This is a genomic window from Raoultella sp., assembly GCF_039594335.1.
In the GTDB taxonomy this organism is placed as follows: Bacteria; Pseudomonadota; Gammaproteobacteria; order Enterobacterales; family Enterobacteriaceae; genus Klebsiella.
This window is the reverse complement of the sequence record NZ_JBCNNS010000084.1, coordinates 1-19,327: the sequence shown is the minus strand read 5'-3', so window position 1 is coordinate 19,327 and position 19,327 is coordinate 1. Positions and strand designations below refer to the sequence as shown.

11 protein-coding genes are annotated in these 19,327 nt (G+C 57.7%); 9 read left to right on the top strand and 2 right to left on the bottom strand.

Features of this window, described 5'->3' with window-relative positions:
- From ACZAHD_RS15115 to ACZAHD_RS15080, 8 genes are all read left to right on the top strand, one after another.
- The coding region (locus ACZAHD_RS15115; RefSeq protein WP_462457501.1) for a cellulose synthase operon protein YhjQ/BcsQ at positions 1-440 on the top strand (440 nt) is incomplete at its 5' end.
- On the top strand, positions 437-3,055 hold the full coding sequence (gene bcsA / locus ACZAHD_RS15110) for a UDP-forming cellulose synthase catalytic subunit (RefSeq protein ID WP_462457500.1): 2,619 nt from the start codon (positions 437-439) through the stop codon (positions 3,053-3,055). The genes ACZAHD_RS15115 and bcsA, both read left to right, overlap by 4 nt.
- 14 nt (positions 3,056-3,069) lie before the next feature.
- The gene (gene bcsB / locus ACZAHD_RS15105) at positions 3,070-5,436 is read left to right on the top strand and encodes a cellulose biosynthesis cyclic di-GMP-binding regulatory protein BcsB (protein ID WP_462457499.1); all 2,367 of its coding nucleotides are present in this window, start codon (positions 3,070-3,072) and stop codon (positions 5,434-5,436) included.
- Between the two features lie 6 nt (positions 5,437-5,442).
- On the top strand, positions 5,443-6,549 hold the full coding sequence (gene bcsZ, locus ACZAHD_RS15100) for a cellulose synthase complex periplasmic endoglucanase BcsZ (protein ID WP_462457498.1): 1,107 nt from the start codon (positions 5,443-5,445) through the stop codon (positions 6,547-6,549).
- On the top strand, positions 6,531-10,010 hold the full coding sequence (gene bcsC, locus ACZAHD_RS15095) for a cellulose synthase complex outer membrane protein BcsC (protein ID WP_462457497.1): 3,480 nt from the start codon (positions 6,531-6,533) through the stop codon (positions 10,008-10,010). The genes bcsZ and bcsC overlap by 19 nt, the downstream gene beginning before the upstream one ends.
- 301 nt (positions 10,011-10,311) lie before the next feature.
- Positions 10,312-12,321: a biofilm formation regulator HmsP gene (hmsP, locus tag ACZAHD_RS15090; RefSeq protein ID WP_462457503.1), complete on the top strand. Its 2,010-nt coding sequence runs from the start codon at positions 10,312-10,314 to the stop codon at positions 12,319-12,321.
- A 156-nt stretch (positions 12,322-12,477) separates the two neighbouring features.
- Complete coding sequence (locus ACZAHD_RS15085) at positions 12,478-13,764, top strand: dicarboxylate/amino acid:cation symporter (RefSeq protein WP_462457496.1); 1,287 nt, start codon at positions 12,478-12,480, stop codon at positions 13,762-13,764.
- Positions 13,765-13,984: 220 nt separating this feature from the next.
- The gene (locus ACZAHD_RS15080) at positions 13,985-15,478 is read left to right on the top strand and encodes a M16 family metallopeptidase (RefSeq protein ID WP_462457495.1); all 1,494 of its coding nucleotides are present in this window, start codon (positions 13,985-13,987) and stop codon (positions 15,476-15,478) included.
- Positions 15,479-15,531: 53 nt separating this feature from the next.
- On the opposite strand, the gene kdgK is transcribed toward ACZAHD_RS15080, so the two are convergent.
- Complete coding sequence (kdgK, locus tag ACZAHD_RS15075) at positions 15,532-16,461, bottom strand: 2-dehydro-3-deoxygluconokinase (RefSeq protein ID WP_462457494.1); 930 nt, start codon at positions 16,459-16,461, stop codon at positions 15,532-15,534.
- 194 nt (positions 16,462-16,655) lie between these two features.
- On the opposite strand from kdgK, the gene ACZAHD_RS15070 reads away from it, so the two are divergent.
- Complete coding sequence (locus ACZAHD_RS15070; RefSeq protein ID WP_462457502.1) at positions 16,656-18,707, top strand: AsmA family protein; 2,052 nt, start codon at positions 16,656-16,658, stop codon at positions 18,705-18,707.
- A gap of 47 nt (positions 18,708-18,754) precedes the next feature.
- Here the strand turns inward: ACZAHD_RS15070 and ACZAHD_RS15065 are convergent.
- Positions 18,755-19,327: MFS transporter (locus ACZAHD_RS15065; RefSeq protein WP_462457493.1), on the bottom strand; the 573-nt coding region annotated here is incomplete at its 5' end.

Below are 19,327 nucleotides of genomic sequence, written 5' to 3'. Positions count from 1 at the left end.
CGACGCTGGAGTCCTTTGTCGGCATGGTCGAGAAACTGGAGCAGCAGGGCGATCATCGCTGGCTGCTGCTGGATTTACCGGAAGGGTATTCCCCGCTGACTCGTTCGCTGCTTAGCGCCTGCGATCGCACGCTGGTGGTGGTGCATCCGGATGGCAACAGCCATATTCGCCTGCATCAACAGGCGCTGCCGGCGAAGGGCGATATCCTGATTAACGATCTGCGCGTCGGCAGCCAGCTACAGGAAGATTTATATCAGCTGTGGCTGGAGAGCCAGCGCCGTATTTTGCCGGTCGCGGTCCATCGTGATGAGGCGATGGCGGAGTGTCTGGCGGTGAAGCAGCCGCTGGGGGAATATCGTGCTGATTCGCTGGCCGCTGAAGAGATCCTGACCCTCGCCAACTGGTGCTTGTTGCACTATTCCGGCAAGAGGGCGCAATGATGCGCCTGAGTACCCTGCTACTGGCGCCTCCGGTCGCGCAACGCCTGAGTGAACGCTACAGCGATTACCGCCAGCACGGCGCATCGTGGCTGTCCGCATCGCTGGGCTGCCTGTGGGCGTCGCTGGTCTGGGCGCTGGTGCCGCTGGAAACACCGCGCTGGCAGGCGATTCTGAACAACCATCATGACTACTTCCCGCATATTAATCCCCATCGCCCGCGGCTGCTGGATCCGCTGCGCTATCTGCTGCAGTCCCTGTGGCTGCTGGTGACGCATGTCCCCGGGGCGGATACAAAAGCGAACTGGCGTTCGTTTGCCGCCATCAAAGGGGTGCACGGGCGCTACACCCAGTGGCTTGATACGCTTCCCGAACGGACGAACATCCGCACCGCCCATCTGAATAAGCACAAAGAGCTGGCGCACGTCAGCCCGAAACTGCGCAAGGCGATTCTTGGCGTGGTCGTCACTTTCTCGCTGGTGCTGTCGCTGCTGTGTATTACCCAGCCCTTTAACCCGCTTTCGCAGTTTATTTTCCTGATATTGCTGTGGGGCGTGGCGCTGCTGGTGCGTCGTATTCCTGGGCGTTTTTCGGCCCTGATGCTGATTGTCCTCTCGCTGACCGTCTCCTGCCGCTACATCTGGTGGCGCTATACTTCGACGCTGAACTGGGACGATCCTGTCAGTCTGGTGTGCGGCATTGTGCTGTTGTTTGCTGAAACCTATGCCTGGCTGGTGCTGGTGCTGGGCTATTTCCAGGTGATATGGCCATTGAATCGTCAGCCGGTCCCGTTACCCAAAGATATGGCCGAGTGGCCGACGGTGGATATTTTCGTTCCCACCTACAACGAAGACCTTAACGTGGTGAAAAACACCATTTATGCGTCGCAAGGTATCGACTGGCCGAAAGAAAAGCTCAATATCTGGATCCTCGATGACGGCGGGCGCGAAGAGTTTCGCCAGTTCGCCAAAGATGTCGGCGTGCATTACATCGCCCGCACGACTCACGAGCATGCAAAAGCCGGGAATATCAACAATGCGCTGAAGTACGCCAAAGGCGAATTTGTGTCGATCTTCGACTGTGACCACGTGCCGACACGTTCCTTCCTGCAGATGACCATGGGGTGGTTCCTGAAAGAGAAAGAACTGGCGATGATGCAGACGCCGCACCATTTCTTCTCACCCGATCCGTTTGAACGCAACCTGGGGCGTTTCCGGAAAACGCCGAACGAGGGGACCCTGTTTTACGGCCTGGTGCAGGATGGTAACGATATGTGGGACGCCACCTTCTTCTGCGGATCCTGCGCGGTGATTCGTCGCGTCCCACTGGATGAGATTGGCGGTATCGCAGTTGAAACGGTGACTGAGGATGCCCACACCTCCCTGCGTCTGCACCGTCGCGGTTACACGTCCGCCTATATGCGCATTCCGCAGGCCGCTGGCCTGGCGACCGAAAGTCTTTCGGCGCATATTGGCCAGCGTATTCGCTGGGCGCGTGGCATGGTGCAGATTTTCCGCCTGGATAACCCCTTGTTTGGTAAAGGGCTTAAGTTTGCGCAGCGGCTCTGTTACGTCAATGCGATGATGCACTTTTTATCCGGTATTCCCCGGCTGATCTTCCTCGTCGCACCGTTGGCATTTTTACTGTTGCACGCCTATATCATCTATGCGCCGGCGCTGATGATCGCGCTTTTCGTCTTACCGCATATGATTCACGCGAGCCTGACGAACTCGAAGATTCAGGGCAAGTATCGCCACTCTTTCTGGAGCGAAATCTACGAAACGACGCTGGCCTGGTATATCGCGCCGCCGACCTTTGTCGCGCTGATTAACCCGCATAAAGGCAAGTTCAACGTGACGGCGAAAGGAGGACTGGTGGAAAACGAATACGTCGATTGGGTCATTTCCCGTCCCTATATCTACCTGGTGCTGCTGAATCTGGTGGGCGTGGCTGCTGGGGTCTGGCGTTACCTCTATGGTCCGGAAAATGAGATTCTGACCGTTTGGGTCAGTATCGTCTGGGTGTTCTATAACCTGGTTATCCTTGGCGGCGCGGTGGCGGTCTCGGTGGAAAGTAAACAGGTCCGTCGTTCACACCGCGTCGAAATGAGCATGCCAGCGGCAATTGCGCGCGAAGATGGCCACCTGTTCTCCTGTACCGTGCATGACTATTCCGATGGCGGGCTGGGGATCAAAATTCACGGTAAGGCGCAGGTGCTGGAAGGGCAAAAAGTGAATCTGCTGCTCAAACGCGGACAGCAGGAATACGCCTTCCCGGTCAGGGTCACGCGCGTGAATGGCAGTGAAGTCGGTTTGCAGTTGATGCCGTTGACCAATCAACAACATATTGATTTTGTACAGTGTACGTTTGCCCGTGCTGATACGTGGGCACTTTGGCAGGATAGCTTCCCGGAAGATAAACCGATGGAAAGCCTGCTGGATATCCTGAAGCTGGGGTTCCGTGGATATCGTCACCTGGCGGAATTCTCGCCGCCGTCGGTGAAGGTTATTTTCCGCTCGCTCACCATGCTGGTTGCCTGGGTAGTCTCATTTGTTCCCCGTCGGCCTGAACGTGCCGCGGCGATACTCTCTTCGGAACCAGAAATGGCTCAACAATGAATGATGATAATGCGATGAAAAGAAAACTCTCCTTGATTTGTGCAGTGGCAGTGGGAATGGCTGGTTGGTCATCCTTCGCCTCTTTTGCGGAGCCGACGACGGCAGCCGCCGCTGCGGCGCCAGCGCCTGCGGCGAGGGACCCGATAGCCGGTGGCCTGATGGCTCCGGCTCCTGTCATTGCCGACAGCCAGCCGACGGCAACCCTTACCGCGCCGCCGGCGCCTGCAGTCGTCATGGAGAATGTTCCGACCCGCGACGTGAAGCTCTCTTTCGCCAGTATCGCCCCGGCGCCGGGCAGTATGATACTGCGCGGGGCGCATCCCGACGGCTCGGTAGAGTTTGGCATGCGCAGCGATGAGGTCGTGACGAAAGCCCTGTTGAATCTCGACTATACGCCGTCCCCTTCGCTACTGCCGGTGCAGTCGCAACTGAAGGTATATCTCAATGATGAGCTGATGGGCGTCCTGCCGGTCACCAAAGAGCAACTGGGCAAAAAAGTCAGCGCGCAGATCCCTATTGACCCCCTGTATATCACCGACTTCAACCGCGTGCGTCTGGTGTTCGTCGGCCACTATCGCGATGTGTGTGAGAACCCGGCCAGTAGTACGTTATGGCTGGACGTCGGGCGAGACAGCAATCTGGACCTGACCTATCAGGCGCAGGCGGTGCGTAACGATCTGTCCCATTTCCCGGTGCCGTTCTATGACCCTCGGGACAACCGTTCGCTGACGTTGCCGATGGTTTTCGCCTCCTCGCCGGATGCGCAGCAGCAGCAGGCGGCGGCGATTGTGGCCTCCTGGTTCGGCAGTAAAGCCGGCTGGCGCGGCCAGGCGTTCCCGGTACTGTTTAACAAACTGCCGGATCGCAATGCCATCGTGTTTGCGACCAACGATAAGCGCCCGGACTTCCTGCGTGAACATCCGCCGGTGAAGGCGCCGACCATCGAAATGATCACCCATCCGGACAACCCTTACCTCAAACTGCTGGTGGTCTTTGGCCGCGATGACAACGATCTGCTGCTGGCCGCCAGGGGGATTGCGCAGGGCAATATTCTGTTCCGCGGCAGCAGCGTCGTGGTCGACGACGTCAAAGAGTTGCAGGCGCGTAAACCTTATGACGCACCGAATTGGGTGCGTACCGATCGTGAAGTCACCTTCGGCGAATTGAAAACCTACGAACAGCAGCTTCAGTCCAGCGGTCTGGTGCCGGATTCCATTAACGTGGCGTTGAGTCTGCCGCCGGATCTCTATTTGCTGCGTGCCAACGGCATCGATATGCGGCTTAACTATCGCTACACCATGCCACCGATCAAAGACAGTTCGCGCATGGATATCAGCCTCAACGACCAGTTCCTGCAATCCTTCAGCCTGAACAGCTCTCAGGACGTGAATAAATTGATATTGCGTCTGCCGGTGTTGCAGGGTTTGCTCGACGGTAAAACGAACGTCAGTATCCCGGCGCTACGCCTCGGGGCGATGAACCAGCTGCGTTTTGATTTCCAGTACATGAATCCGATGCCGGGCGGCTCTATCGATAACTGTATTACCTTCCAGCCGGTGCAGAACCACGTGGTGATCGGTGACGATTCAACGATCGACTTCTCGAAGTATTACCATTTTATTGCCATGCCGGATCTGCGCGTGTTTGCCAATGCGGGCTTCCCGTATAGCCGGATGGCCGATCTTGCTGACACGCTGGTTGTGGTGCCATCCGCACCGACGGAGGGTCAGGTGGCGACGCTGCTGGAATCCGTTGGCGGTATCGGCGCGCAGACTGGCCTGGCGGCTATCAATATGCAGGTCACCGATGATGGCAGCAAAATTAAGGATAAAGACGCCGACCTGCTGTTGATTGGCTCGATTCCGCCAGCGCTGAAAGATGAGACCAAAATTAGCCTGCTGGTCGATGCGACAAAGAGCTGGGTGAAGATGCCGATGCGTCATTACGATCTGCCGAGCATTTATCCGGATGATGAGGCCAGAACGCCCAATACACGCACGGATATCACCTCCTCCGGGCCAATGGCGGCCATTATCAGCTTCCAGTCGCCGTATTACGATCAACGCAGCGTGGTGGCGCTGCTGGCGGACAGTCCGCGCGGTAACGAGCTGCTGAACGGTGCGCTGAACGACAGCGGTAAGCGGGCGGCGATGTTTGGTTCCGCCTCGGTCATTCGTGAATCCGGGGTGAACAGCCTGCGCGTGGGCGATGTCTATTATGTCGGCCACCTGCCGTGGTTTGAGCGTATCTGGTTTGCGCTGTCCAACCACCCGGTGCTGCTGGCGATTCTGGCGGCGGTGAGCATTGTGCTTCTGGCCTGGGTGCTGTGGCGCATGCTGCGGATTGTCAGCCGTCGTCGTCTCCACCTTGATGATGAGTAAGCGATAATGGGCCCGATTCGCGGAGTCATCCTGTCGGTTCTGATGCTGACGGCGGCGCAGGTGAGCGCTGCCTGTCAGTGGCCGGCCTGGGAGCAATTTAAAAAAGAGTACGTGAGTACGGAAGGGCGGGTGGTTGATCCCGCCGATTCGCGAAAAATTACCACCTCCGAAGGGCAAAGCTACGCCTTGTTCTTCGCGCTGGCGGCAAACGATCGCGACGCTTTCGGCAAGCTGTTCCAGTGGACCCAGAACAACCTGGCGGCGGGCGACCTGCGAGCGCACCTGCCGGGCTGGCTGTGGGGCAAGAAGAGCGATGAGGAGTGGACGCTGCTGGACAGCAACTCCGCGTCTGACTCTGATTTATGGATAGCCTGGTCGCTGCTGGAAGCGGGACGCTTGTGGCAGATGCCGCAATACACCGAGGTGGGCAAGGCGCTGTTGTCACGTATTGCCGATGAAGAAGTGACGGATGTGCCGGGGTTCGGACCGATGGTGCTCCCCGGAAAGGTTGGTTTTGCCGACGATAAAGGCTGGCGCTTTAACCCCAGTTATCTTCCGCCGCAGCTTGCCAGCTACTTCAGCCGTTTTGGGGGCCCCTGGCCGAAACTGCGCGACAGTAACCTGCGTTTTATGCTGGAGACGGCGCCCAACGGTTTTTCCCCTGACTGGGTGCGTTATGAAGAAGGACAAGGCTGGCAGCTGAATGCGGACAAACCGATTATCGGCAGCTACGACGCGATTCGCGTCTATCTGTGGGTCGGGATGCTGGATGATGGGGATAAACAGAAAGCGCGACTGCTGGCTCGTTTTAAACCGATGGAGGCGCAGACGATTCGCCAGGGTGTGCCGCCGGAAAAAGCGAATATCGCGACCGGTAAAACGACCGGCAACGGCCCGGTCGGATTTTCAGCGTCAATGTTGCCATTTTTACAAAATGACGACGCCCGGGCGATACAGCGTCAGCGTGTCGCAGACCATTATCCAGGCGCCGATGCCTACTATAGTGCGGTCCTGACTCTTTTTGGCCAGGGGTGGGATCAATACCGTTTTCGTTTCACTGCGGGTGGCGAATTACGACCTGACTGGGACCAGGAATGCGTAAGTTCAGATTAAGTATTATCACGTTGTCTCTCGGGCTCACCCTGTTGCCGCTGGCGCAGGCGGCGACAACCCCTGCTCAGGATCATCTTCTGGAGCAGGTTCGGCTGGGTGAGGCGAGCCATCGTGAAGATCTGGTTAAGCAATCCCTCTATCGCCTGGAACTGATTGACCCGAATAATCCGCAATTAATTGCCGCGCGAATGCGTTATCTGTTGCGCCAGGGCGATACCGACGGCGCCAAAAAACAGCTCGACAGGCTGGCGAAACTGGCCCCCGATTCTGCAGAGCTAAAATCCTCCCGTAGTGAAATGAACCTCAATACCGGCGACGGGAGGCAGGAGCTTCAGCAGGCGCGCCTGCTGGGGGTGTCGGGACATGTAGAAGAGGGCGTCGCTGCTTTTGAAAAATTGTTTGGCGGCGTGCCGCCCGATCAGCGCCTCGCGATTGAGTACTGGACACTGGTGGCACGTCTCCCGGCCCGACATAAAGACGCCGTCGCTCAGTTGAAGAAACTGGATGCCAGCTCTCCGGGCGATGCCGACCTGCAGGCGTCGCTGGCCAAACTGATGTTTGCTGACAATAAGCCGGCGGAAGGGTTTGCTTATTTGGAACAAATGGCGCGCTCGGCCACTGGTCGCGGTACCGCGGCCGATATGTGGCTCAGCGAAATCAAAGATATGCCGGTCAGCCGAACCAGTGTGCAGGAACTGCAGCGCTTCCTGGTCCTGTTCGCCACTGGTGAATCGGCAGCGAATGCTCGTGTGTTGCTGGCTCAGCAGCAGGCTCAACTTCAGGATCCCACGTTTCGCGTGCGTTCTGAAGGACTGGCGGCGGTCAAAAATGATAACCCTGCTCAGGCCGTGGCCAATTTACAGCAGGCCGTACGAGCCGATGCCAGGGACAGCGACGCCGTGGGCGCGCTGGGCCAGGCCTATTCGCAGCGTGGGGACCGAGCCCGTGCCGTCGCACAGCTGAACAAAGCGATCGCGATGGATCCGAAAAGCCCGAATCGCGATAAATGGGACAGCCTGCTACAGACGAACCGCTACTGGTTGTTGATCAAACAGGGTGATAACGCGTTGAAGGCCGGAGAGCTGGATCGGGCACAAAACTATTATGCGCAGGCTCAGCGGATCGACAGAAGCGATAGCTATGCGGTGCTCGGGCTCGGGGATGTGGCGGCAGCACGCAAAGACAGTGCTGCCGCGGAACGCTATTACCAGCGCACCCTGCAAATGGATCGCGGCAACAACCTCGCGGTTCGCGGGTTGGCTAACCTTTATCGTGCTCAATCGCCGGAAAAAGCCAGCGCGTATATCGCCAGTCTGTCGCCTGCTCAGCGGCGCAGCATTGATGATATCGAGCGCAGCCTGAGCAATGAACGACTGGAAAAACAGGCTGAAGCGCTGGAGAGCCAAAGTTACTGGGCACAGGCGGCGGAAATCCAGCGTCGACGTCTGGCGCTTGACCCGGATAGCGTGTGGATTACCTACCGTTTATCCCGTGATTTAGTCAGCGCAGGCGAAAAGGCTCAGGCCGATATGCTGATGCGTAATATGGTCAGCCGCAAGCCGGGGGATGCCGAGCGGGTTTATGCCTGGGGTCTCTATTTATCCGGTAATAATCAGGACGATCTGGCGCTGGCACAGCTCGCTGCCCTGCCGCGCAGCCAGTGGACGGATAACATTCGTGAGCTGGACGCGCGCCTGCAAAGCGATCAGGTGATACGCCAGGCTAATCAGTTGCGCGACAGCGGCCAGGAAGCTCGGGCTGTCGCCCTTATTCAACAGCAGCCGCCGTTGGTTCGCTACCAGCTTACGCTGGCGGACTGGGCGCAGCAGCGCGGCGATAGCCAGACGGCGATTGCGCAGTATAACGCGGTGCTGAGTAAAGAGGCCGATAACGGTGATGCCCGCCTGGGACTGGCGGAGGTCTATCTTGCCGAAGGCGATAAAAATGCTGCGCGCGCACAGGTCATACAGCTGAAAGGCGGAGAGACCGATTCCATCAATATGCAGCGGCGAGTGGCTCTGGCGAACGCGGGATTTGGCGATACCACCCGGGCACAGCAGATTTTTAACCGTATCATCCCGCAGGCCAAAGCGCAGCCGCCATCCATGGAAAGCGCGCTGGTGCTGCGCGATGCGGCCCGATTCCAGACCCAGAACGGCCAGCGGCAGATGGCGCTGGAGAGTGACAAAGATGCCATGGTGGCCGCTGGCGTGACCCCCGTCCGCCCGCAGAATAACGATGCCTTTACCCGCCTGACCCGTAACGACAGCAGCGATGACTGGCTCAAGCGCGGGATCCGCAGCGACGCTGCGGATCTCTATCGCCAGCAGGATCTTAACGTCACTCTGGAACATGATTTCTGGGGCTCGAGCGGCACCGGTGGCTATTCCGATCTTAAAGCGCACACCACCATGCTGCAGGTGGATGCGCCGCTCGCCGACGGGCGTATGTTCTTCCGCACCGACCTGGTCAATATGGCTGTCGGTCACTTCTCAACGCACAGCGACGGTAGCTATTCGCCCAGTTGGGGGACCTGTGGTGAAATCGCCTGCACCAGCGGTAGCAAGAACCAGACCGACGGGGGAGCCAGCGTTGCGGTAGGCTGGAAGAACGAGACCTGGAGCGCAGATATCGGTACCACCCCGATGGGCTTTAACGTCGTTGATGTGGTGGGTGGCCTGAGTTACAGCAACGATCTCGGACCGATCGGCTATACCCTCAATATGCATCGTCGGCCGATTTCCAGCTCACTGCTCGCCTTTGGTGGGCAGCAAGACAGCAGCAGCCATACCGGGACAACCTGGGGCGGCGTCCGGGCTGACGGCGGCGGCGTGAGCATGAGTTACGATAAGGGTGAGGACAACGGTGTCTGGTCTTCGTTGGGCGTCGATCGGCTCACGGGGAAAAACGTGGCCGACAACTGGCGCGTGCGCTGGATGACCGGTTACTACTATAAAGTCATCAATGAAGATAACCGCCGCGTCACGGTAGGCCTGAACAATATGCTCTGGCACTATGACAAAGACCTGAGCGGTTATACCCTGGGCCAGGGCGGCTACTATAGCCCGCAGGAGTATCTCTCGTTCGCGGTACCGGTGACCTGGCGTCAGCGCACGGAAAACTGGTCATGGGAACTGGGAGGGGCCGTTTCCTGGTCGCACTCGCGCACCAAAACCATGCCGCGCTATCCGTTGCTGAATTTGATTCCCTCAGACTATCGGGCTGATGCCAGTCAGTTGACGGAACAAGGCGGCAGCAGCCAGGGCTTTGGTTATACTGCCCGGGCGCTGGTTGAGCGGCGTGTCACCGGCAACTGGTTCGTTGGGGCGGCAGTGGATATTCAACAGGCTAAGGATTATACCCCAAGCCATGCGCTGCTCTATGTGCGCTATTCTGCCGCTGGCTGGCAGGGCGACATGGATATGCCGCCTCAGCCGCTGGTGCCTTACGCGGACTGGTAGCAGAATAGCCTGAATTACGCGATCGGGCGTCACTCCACCCGCCGGTTCGCGTATACTCGTCAAACTTCGCCTGTCTTTGTCCATTCTGTCTGCCCCGGTCGCGCTACGCTCCGGGGCGGCAGAACGATGCAGTCGCCTGACCCCGGTAAGGGGTCAGGCGCAATCCGGGAAAACAACCCGCAGAGTGCGTGTCACCCTCTTGCGGAGGTGGGCGAAGGACTTGAGGATATAATCAGCCTGAAAACGACCGGTGTTAATGGAATAAAACCGGGTGGATGTTAAGTATCAGTGGAGAACCCAGTTGCGCGTCAGCCGCTCACTTACAATTAAACAGATGGCGATGGTCGCGGGCGTGTCCATGGCATTTGTATTGGTATTTTGTTCTATTTTGCTGTTTCACTTTGTGCAACAGAGTCGCTTCATTACGGCCACGCAATTAGAAAGTATCGCTCGTTCCGTTCGCGAACCCCTGTCGGCGGCTATCCTGAAAGCGGATATCCCCGAGGCGGAAGCCATTCTGGGGCGTATCCAGCCTGCTGGTATTGTCAGCCGGGCGGATGTGGTGTTGCCCAATCAATTTCAGGCGCTGCGAATGCGTTTTATCCCGGAGCGTCCGGTGCCGGTGATGGTCACACGCGTTTTCGAACTCCCGATACAGATCTCCCTGCCGATTTACTCCCTGGAAAGGCCAGCCAACCCGCAGCCGATAGCCTATCTGGTGCTGCAGGCAGACTCCTGGCAGACCTACAAATTCGTCATGAGCGTGCTTTCTACGTTAGTGACTGCTTACTTCTTGCTGGTGCTTATTCTGACGGTAGCTATTACATGGTGCATCAACCGTCTGATCGTCCGTCCGCTGCGTAAGCTGGCTCGTGAGCTCAATGATGTTGCGCCGCAGCAGCGGCTCGGGCACCAGCTGACGCTGCCTCGTCTGCACCATGATGATGAAATTGGCCTGCTGGTGCGCAGCTATAACCGGAACCAGCAGACCCTGCTGCGCCGGCACGATGAGCTGACCTTGCAGTCCACCCGCTTTCCGGTATCCGACCTGCCGAATAAGGCCTTTTTGATGGCTCTGCTGGAGCAGACCGTCGCCCGGCCACAAAGCTCGGCGTTGCTGGTAATCGCTTGTGAAACATTACAGGACACCGCCGGGGTGCTGAAAGAGACCCAACGCGAGATCCTGTTGTTGACACTGGTCGAGAAGCTGCGGGGGATTATCCCGCCGCGGATGGTGCTGGCCCAGATTAGCGGCTATGACTTCGCGATTCTGGCCCACGGGATGAGCGAGCCGTGGCACGCGGTGACATTAAGTAAGCAAGTGCTTACTGCCATAAATGAACGGCTGCCGCTGCAAGGTATTCAACTGCGTCCCTGCGCCAGCGTGGGTATTGCGATGTTTAACGGCGAGCTGAGCGCAGAACAGCTCTATCGCCGGGCATTTTCTGCCGCCATTGCCGCGCGACACAAAGGTAAAAACCAGATGGAATTCTTCGATCCGGCCCAGATGGAAAAAGCCCAGCGCCGGCTGATGGAAGAACACAACATCCTCACCGCGCTGGATAATCATCAGTTCGCTATCTGGCTCCAGCCACAGGTTGACGTCGCCAGCGGCGAGGTCTGCGGGGCGGAAGTGTTGCTGCGGCAATGCCAGCCTGACGGTAGCTGGTCGCTCCCTGCGGATCTGATTGAACGCATTGAAGCCTGCGGGCTGATGGTGCCGGTGGGTTACTGGGTGATGGAAGAAGCCTGCCGTCAACTGGCTACATGGCAAAGCCTGGGCATCACGTTACCGCTGTCGGTGAACGTTTCGCTGCTGCAGTTGCTGCACCACGATCGCGGTACCGAGATGCTGACGTTACTTGATCGCTACCGTATCGCGCCTGGGGCGCTGGTGCTGGAGATGACGGAAAGCCGTCATCTGGACGACCCGCAGACGGTGGTGTCGTTGCTGCGTCCGCTGCATGAGGCCGGCGTGCGGATCGCGCTGGACGATTTCGGCATGGGTTACGCCGGTCTGCGTCAGCTCCAGCATATGAAATCACTGCCGGTCGATATCCTGAAAATCGATAAAGCCTTTATTGATATGTTGCCCGAGGATACCAGCATGGTTCCGGCGATTATCCAGCTGGCACGGGGCCTTAACCTGCGCATCGTGGCGGAAGGGGTCGAGAAAGAGCCACAGTATCACTGGTTACAGGCGGCCGGTGTGGATGTTGTTCAGGGGGGCCTGTTTGGTTGCGCCTTGTCGCAGGAGGCTTTTATGGCGCAATTCTTGCGAGGTAAGAATGAAGGGGGTGCAAGCTTGTAACGTGAGTGTGAGTTTGTGCGTGTCAGCTCAAAGTTTTTAACAATTCCGTTGCATTTTTGCGGTTAGTTATTTCTGAAATGTATCCAGGGTGTTACTTTTAAGCCACAGACAACCTATACCCCCTCAAGGTCTGTGGTTTTACCCAAAGGACACCCTATGAAAACCTCTCTCTTCAAAAGCCTGTACGTGCAGGTTTTGTCGGCCATTGCGATCGGTATTCTGCTGGGCCATTTCTACCCGGAACTGGGCGCGCAGATGAAACCTCTCGGCGATGCCTTCGTTAAACTGATAAAAATGGTTATCGCGCCGGTTATTTTCTGTACGGTTGTGACCGGCATTGCCGGGATGGAAAGCATGAAAGCCGTCGGTCGTACCGGTGCGGTAGCGCTACTCTATTTCGAAGTGGTCAGTACTGCAGCGCTGATCATTGGCCTGGTTATCGTTAACGTGGTGCAACCCGGTGCCGGAATGAACGTCGACCCGGCGACCCTGGATGCCCATGCGGTGGCGGTCTACGCCGAGCAGGCGAAAGAACAGGGGATTGTCGCCTTCCTCCTGGATATTATCCCCGGCAGCGTCATCGGCGCCTTTGCCAGCGGCAACATCCTTCAGGTTCTGATGTTTGCCGTACTGTTTGGCTTTGCGCTGCATCGCCTTGGGAGCAAAGGCCAGCTCATTTTTAACGTCATTGAAAGTTTCTCACAGGTGATCTTCGGCATCATCAACATGATTATGCGCCTTGCGCCAATCGGTGCTTTCGGGGCCATGGCCTTCACCATCGGGAAATACGGCGTCGGCACCCTGGTGCAACTGGGTCAGTTGATCGTCTGCTTCTATATCACCTGTATTCTGTTCGTGGTGGTGGTACTGGGTTCTATTGCCCGCGCGACCGGGTTTAGCATTTTCAAGTTCATCCGCTACATCCGTGAAGAGCTGCTGATTGTCCTTGGGACCTCTTCGTCCGAATCGGCGCTGCCGCGTATGCTGGACAAGATGGAGAAGCTGGGCTGTCGCAAATCGGTCGTCGGGCTGGTCATTCCAACCGGCTACTCCTTTAACCTGGATGGGACGTCGATCTATCTGACGATGGCGGCGGTCTTTATTGCTCAGGCGACGAACAGCCATATGGACATTTTCCACCAGATTACCCTGCTGGTTGTGCTGCTGCTCTCCTCAAAAGGAGCGGCGGGGGTGACGGGGAGCGGCTTTATCGTTCTGGCGGCAACGATTTCTGCGGTTGGGCATTTACCGGTTGCCGGCCTGGCGCTCATCCTGGGGATTGACCGCTTTATGTCTGAAGCCCGCGCGTTGACCAACCTGGTAGGTAACGGTGTGGCCACTATTGTGGTGGCAAAATGGGTCAAAGAACTGGACAGCAAGCAGTTGGATGATGTCCTGAATAACCGGGTGCAGACCAACAAATCGCACGAATTATCCTCTTAAATCCTTCTGTTAGGCCCGTTGTCCTTGCTGGATTCCGGGCTCCTGCGCATAATTAGGTATCATTCCCCGAAGCAGGGGAATGATACTAAATGATTATTTTACGTCTCCGTGCGACATTTTCATCTCCGCGTGGTCTAACCGACGTACTTCGCTCACCATATTTTTTGGCAGCCCGCGCGCGGGTTGTTTTTGTAACCAGGAATGTTCATCAGGGGTTCACATGCAGGGCACAAAAATTCGACTGTTAACGGGTGGTTTGCTGATGATGGCAGCAGCCGGTTATGTGCAAGCAGAAGCGCTCCAGCCGGACCCGGCCTGGCAACAGGGGACTCTCGCTAATGGACTTCAGTGGCAGGTTTTAGCCACGCCACAGCGCCCTAGCGATCGTATTGAAGTCCGTCTGTTCGTAAATATTGGCTCGCAGAGTGAAAGTACTCAGCAGAGCGGCTTTAGCCATTTTATCCCCCGTCTGGCGCTGACGCAGAGCGGTAGCCTGCCGACAATGCAGGCGCGTTCCCTATGGCAGCAAAGCATCGACCCCAATCGTCCGATGCCGCCGGCGATCGTCTCGTATAACTACACCATGTTTAATCTCAGCCTGCCGAATAACCGTAATGATCTGCTGAAAGAGGCGTTGAACTGGCTGTCGGATGCCAGCGGAAAGCTGGTCGTGACGCCGGAATCGGTGAATCATGCACTGCAGGGGGATGATATGGTGGCGACCTGGCCGCTGGACACAAAAGATGGCTGGTGGCGCTATCGTCTGAAAGGTTCCACGATGCTGGGACATGACCCTGGCTCCCCGCTGAAAAAACCGGTCGATATTGCTCAACTGAAGGGGTTCTATCAGAAATGGTATACCCCGGATGCCATGACGCTGATCGTGGTGGGTAACGTCGACAGCCGCAACGTGGCAGAGCAGATCAACAAGACCTTCGGCGAGCTGAAAGGCAAACGCGAAACGCCGGCGGCGGTGCCGACGCTGGCACCGCTCCCGACGACGCCGGTGAGTATTATGACCAGGACGGTGCGTCAGGATAAGCTGTCGATTATGTGGGATTCTCCGTGGCAACCGATTCGCGACTCGGTGGCTCTGCAGCGCTACTGGCGTGATGATCTGGCGCGTGAGGCGCTGTTCTGGCATGTGCAACAGAGTCTCAGCAGGAGCAACGCCAAAGAGGTGAACCTCGGCTTTGATTGCCGGGTGCTGTATCAGCGCGCTCAGTGCGCCATTAATATTGAATCACCAGGCAACAAACTCAACACAAACCTGGCCGCCGTCTCCCGCGAACTGGCGAAGGTTCGTGATAACGGCTTGCCGGAAGAAGAGTTTGATGCGCTGATTGCGCAGAAAAGCCTGGAGCTGCAAAAGCTGTTTGCCACCTATGCGCGCACCGATACCGACATTCTGATTAGCCAGCGTATTCGTTCGTTGCAAAACCAGGTGGTGGATATCGCGCCGGAGCAGTATCAAAAGTTGCGTCAGGAGTTTCTGGAATCTCTGACCGTGGATATGCTGAACCAGTATCTGCGCCAGCAGCTGTCGCAGGATATGGCGCTGGTACTGCAACAGCCGCAGGGTGAGCCGGAATACAATATGAAGGAGCTGAAGGCGACTTGGGAAAAGCTGATGGCGCCAGCCCCTTCTGCGGCAACCAGCGGCGGCGCGGCTGAAGGGCATAACGACACCTCGGATATTTCCCCTGCGCAGTAATGCGTCCCCGGCCCGGAACTTCCCCGGGCCGGGGCGTAACGCCCTTTCCGGGGTTACTGCGGCATCGCGTCGCGCGGGATAATCGCCCCTCGATACTGAATCACCGTGCTGGCCGTCAGGTGGCCGCGTCTGGCGGCAGACTCCGCATCACCACCGGTCAAACGCACCGCCAGATAGCCGGCGCTAAACGAATCTCCTGCCGCGGTGGTATCCACCACGCGTTCCTTTGCCAGCTTCACGGCCGGTATCTCCAGCAGCGGCTGGCCGGCGAACGCCACCAGGCATGAATCCGCGCCGCGCTTCACCACCACCTCTTGCACGCCCGCGGCATGAGTACGGGCAATAACCTCATCGACCGGCTTTTTCCCCCACAACGCGTCTTCGTCATCCAGCGTCAGGAAGGCGATATCGGTGCAGGCCAGCATGTGTTGATAGACCTCGCGGGTCTCTTCCTGGCTGGCCCACAGGCGTGGACGGTAGTTATTATCAAAAATCACCTTCCCGCCGTTAGCGCGGCATTCGCTCAGCAGCGCCAGCAGCCTGTTGCGGCTGGTCGGGCTGAGGATAGCCAGGCTGATTCCGCTGAGATAGAGATAGTCAAAGGTGGCCAGCTCTTCGCAGATTGCGCCAGCCTGCTCGCTCTCCAGCCAGAATTTGGCCGCCGCCTCGTTACGCCAGTAGTAAAACGTACGCTCGCCGGTATCGTCGGTTTCGATGTAGTACAGCCCGGGTAAACGATCGGCCATGCGCTGAATCAGGTTAGTGTGGACGTTCTCCTGCTGCCAGGCGTCCAGCATCTGCTGGCTGAAGCCATCCGTGCCCAGCGCAGTAACGTAGTGGACGGCGAGTGCGCTGGCGTCGGTCTGGCGCGCAATATAGACGGAAGTGTTTAAGGTATCGCCGCCAAATCCGCGGTGTACCGCCGCGTTTTTCTCTGACAGCTCAATCATACATTCGCCAATGACGGCAATTTTTTTAGACATAATCATGACCTGAGATGGAATCGAATGAGCGCTAGTGTGCGCCGAGCCGTTTTTATGGTCAATTATATTAAAACAATGTTCCATTATTTTTTTGACCTGACGAGTGGAATGTGACGAAAAGCCCATTTGTCAGAGAAAGATGGGCTTTTCAACTATATTCAGGACTGACGAGACGCAAAAGGAGCGGAAAGGTGATGACCAGAACCCGTAAAACGATTGCCATTATCGCGGGAGCGATACTCGTAGCGATCGCTTTGTTTTTCATCGTGCTGGCGACCTTTGACTGGAATCGCCTGAAACCGGCGATCAACCAGAAGGTCTCAGCCGAGCTGAATCGTCCGTTCGCGATTCGCGGCGACCTGGGCGTTGTCTGGGAGCGCCAGCCTGATGAGAGCGGCTGGCGGAGCTGGATTCCCTGGCCGCACATCCATGCCGAAGATATTGTTCTCGGCAACCCGCCAGCGATCCCCCAGGTCACCATGGTGCATCTGTCGCGGGTTGAAGCTACCCTGGCGCCGCTGGCGTTGCTTACCAGAACCGTTTATTTGCCATGGATTAGGCTGGAACAGCCTGATGCCCACCTGATTCGGTTGTCGGAAACAAATAATAACTGGACCTTTACGCTGGCCTCCGACGCCGCTTCTACCGAACGGCCTGCCTCTTCCGGCTGGTCTTTTCGTCTGGATAACATTCTGTTCGATCGCGCACAGATCGCCATTGATGACAAGGTGACGCGCGCGGATATCACGATCCTTGTCGATCCGCTCGGCAAGCCGCTGCCTTTTAGTGAGGTGAGCGGCGAGCAGAGCAAAGAGGGGACGGAAAAAGTCGGAGACTATATTTTTGGCCTGCAGGCGAAGGGGACCTATAACGGGCAGCCGTTGCAGGGCAGCGGTAAAATCGGCGGCATGCTGGCGCTGCGCAGCGAGGGGGAGCCGTTCCCGCTGCAGGGGGACTTTCGCTCCGGCAATACCCGGGTCGCCTTTAGCGGCACGGTCAGCGATCCCCTCAATCTCGGGGGCGTGGATCTGCGCTTGAAGTTCTCCGGGGCGTCGCTGCGGGACCTGTACGAACTGACCGGGGTGGTGCTGCCGGATACGCCGGCCTTCTCGACCGACGGCCATCTGCAGGCCACTTTTCAGGATCCGCAAGGCGCACGTTTCGCCTATCGTGATTTTAACGGGCGGATTGGCGAGAGTGATATCCACGGTTCCTTGACCTACAGCACCGGCAAACCGCGGCCGAAGCTGGAGGGCGATGTTGCTTCACGACAGCTACGGCTGGCGGATCTCGGCCCGCTCATTGGCGTGAATGCGAACACAAAAGCCGCCGGAGGCGATCGGCGTAAAGGCGCGGCCTCATCGCAGCCTGCCGGAAAAGTGCTGCCATACGATCGCTTTGACACCGATAAATGGCAACTGATGGACGCCGATGTGCGCTTTAAGGGGGGACGGATTGAGCACGGCGGCACTTTGCCGGTTAGTGACCTTTCTACCCATATATTCCTTGAACGGGGTGACCTGCGCCTGCAGCCGCTACGCTTTGGCCTGGCGAACGGCACGATTGCCGGCAGCCTCCATCTTGAGGGCAACAAGAAACCGCTGCAGGGGGAAGCTAACCTGCAAGCGCGGCGTCTGAAGCTGAAGGCCCTGATGCCGAAAGTTGAGATGATGCAGAAGACGCTTGGCGAGATGAATGGCGATGTACAGCTGCGCGGGAGCGGCAATTCGATCGCGGCGCTGTTGGGCAACAGTAACGGCAATCTGAAGCTGCTGATGAACGACGGTCTGATTAGCCGCAACCTGATGGAAATCCTCGGCCTGAACGTGGGTAACTATGTTATCGGGCAGATATTTGGCGATGACGAGGTACGGGTGAACTGCGCGGCGGCGAACATCAATGTGGCTAACGGCGTGGCGCGGCCGCAGATTTTTGCCTTTGATACCGAAAATGCGCTGATTAACGTCACCGGCACCGCCAGCTTTGCTTCGGAACAGCTCGACCTGACCATCGACCCGGAGAGTAAGGGATTGCGTATTATTACCCTACGCTCTCCGCTGTATGTGCGCGGGACCTTTCAATCACCGAATGCCGGGGTGAAGGCGGGCCCGTTGATTGCGCGTGGCGCGGTAGCGGCGGCGCTGGCGACATTAGTCACGCCTGCGGCAGCGCTGCTGGCGCTGGTGTCGCCAGCGGAAGGGGATGCTAATCAGTGCCGGGCGATTTTATCGCAGATGAAGAAGTAAACCGACGGAAGAGGCGTGCCCGGCGCGGTACGCCGGGCAGCAAAGGATTACAGCGACTGGTGGCGCGTTTCGTGGGTCAACAGCAGCGCAATCAGCGTCAGTCCTGCCATGGCCGCCAGATAGAGGCCGACCGCCATCAGGCCATAATTCCCCTGTAGCCAGGCGGCAATATACGGTGCAACGGAGGCGCCGAGAATCGACGAAACGTTATACGAGAACGATGCGCCGGTGTAGCGCACTTCCGTCGGAAACAGCTCTGGCAGCAGCGCGCCCATCGGACCAAAGGTCAGCCCCATCAGGCTCAGGCCCAGCAGCAGGAAGGCGAAGACCAGTGCCGGCTGGCCGGAGCCCAACAGCGGTTTAAAAGCAAACAGCGCAAACAGGATGATCATCGAGGTAATCACGATCATGCTCTTGCGGCGACCAAAGGCATCGGCCAGCAGACCCGCCACCGGCACCATCACGCCGAAGCCAATCACCGCCATCATTAGCATCCACAGCACTTCGTTGCGCGGCAGGCCGAGACCCACCGGCGCGGCGGCGGTGCTGAACGTCATGGAATAGACGGTCATGATATAGAACAGGGTATAGGTCGCCAGCATGATAAAGGTGCCGAGGAC

Excerpts from the sequence above, each read along its gene's own strand:
- bcsA (WP_462457500.1), top strand. The coding sequence starts at position 437 with ATGATGCGCCTGAGTACCCTGCTACTGGCGCCTCCGGTCGCGCAACGC.
- bcsB (WP_462457499.1), top strand. The coding sequence starts at position 3,070 with ATGAAAAGAAAACTCTCCTTGATTTGTGCAGTGGCAGTGGGAATGGCT.
- bcsZ (WP_462457498.1), top strand. The coding sequence starts at position 5,443 with ATGGGCCCGATTCGCGGAGTCATCCTGTCGGTTCTGATGCTGACGGCG.
- bcsC (WP_462457497.1), top strand. The coding sequence starts at position 6,531 with ATGCGTAAGTTCAGATTAAGTATTATCACGTTGTCTCTCGGGCTCACC.
- ACZAHD_RS15085 (WP_462457496.1), top strand. The coding sequence starts at position 12,478 with ATGAAAACCTCTCTCTTCAAAAGCCTGTACGTGCAGGTTTTGTCGGCC.
- ACZAHD_RS15080 (WP_462457495.1), top strand. The coding sequence starts at position 13,985 with ATGCAGGGCACAAAAATTCGACTGTTAACGGGTGGTTTGCTGATGATG.
- kdgK (WP_462457494.1), bottom strand. The coding sequence starts at position 16,461 with ATGTCTAAAAAAATTGCCGTCATTGGCGAATGTATGATTGAGCTGTCA.
- ACZAHD_RS15070 (WP_462457502.1), top strand. The coding sequence starts at position 16,656 with ATGACCAGAACCCGTAAAACGATTGCCATTATCGCGGGAGCGATACTC.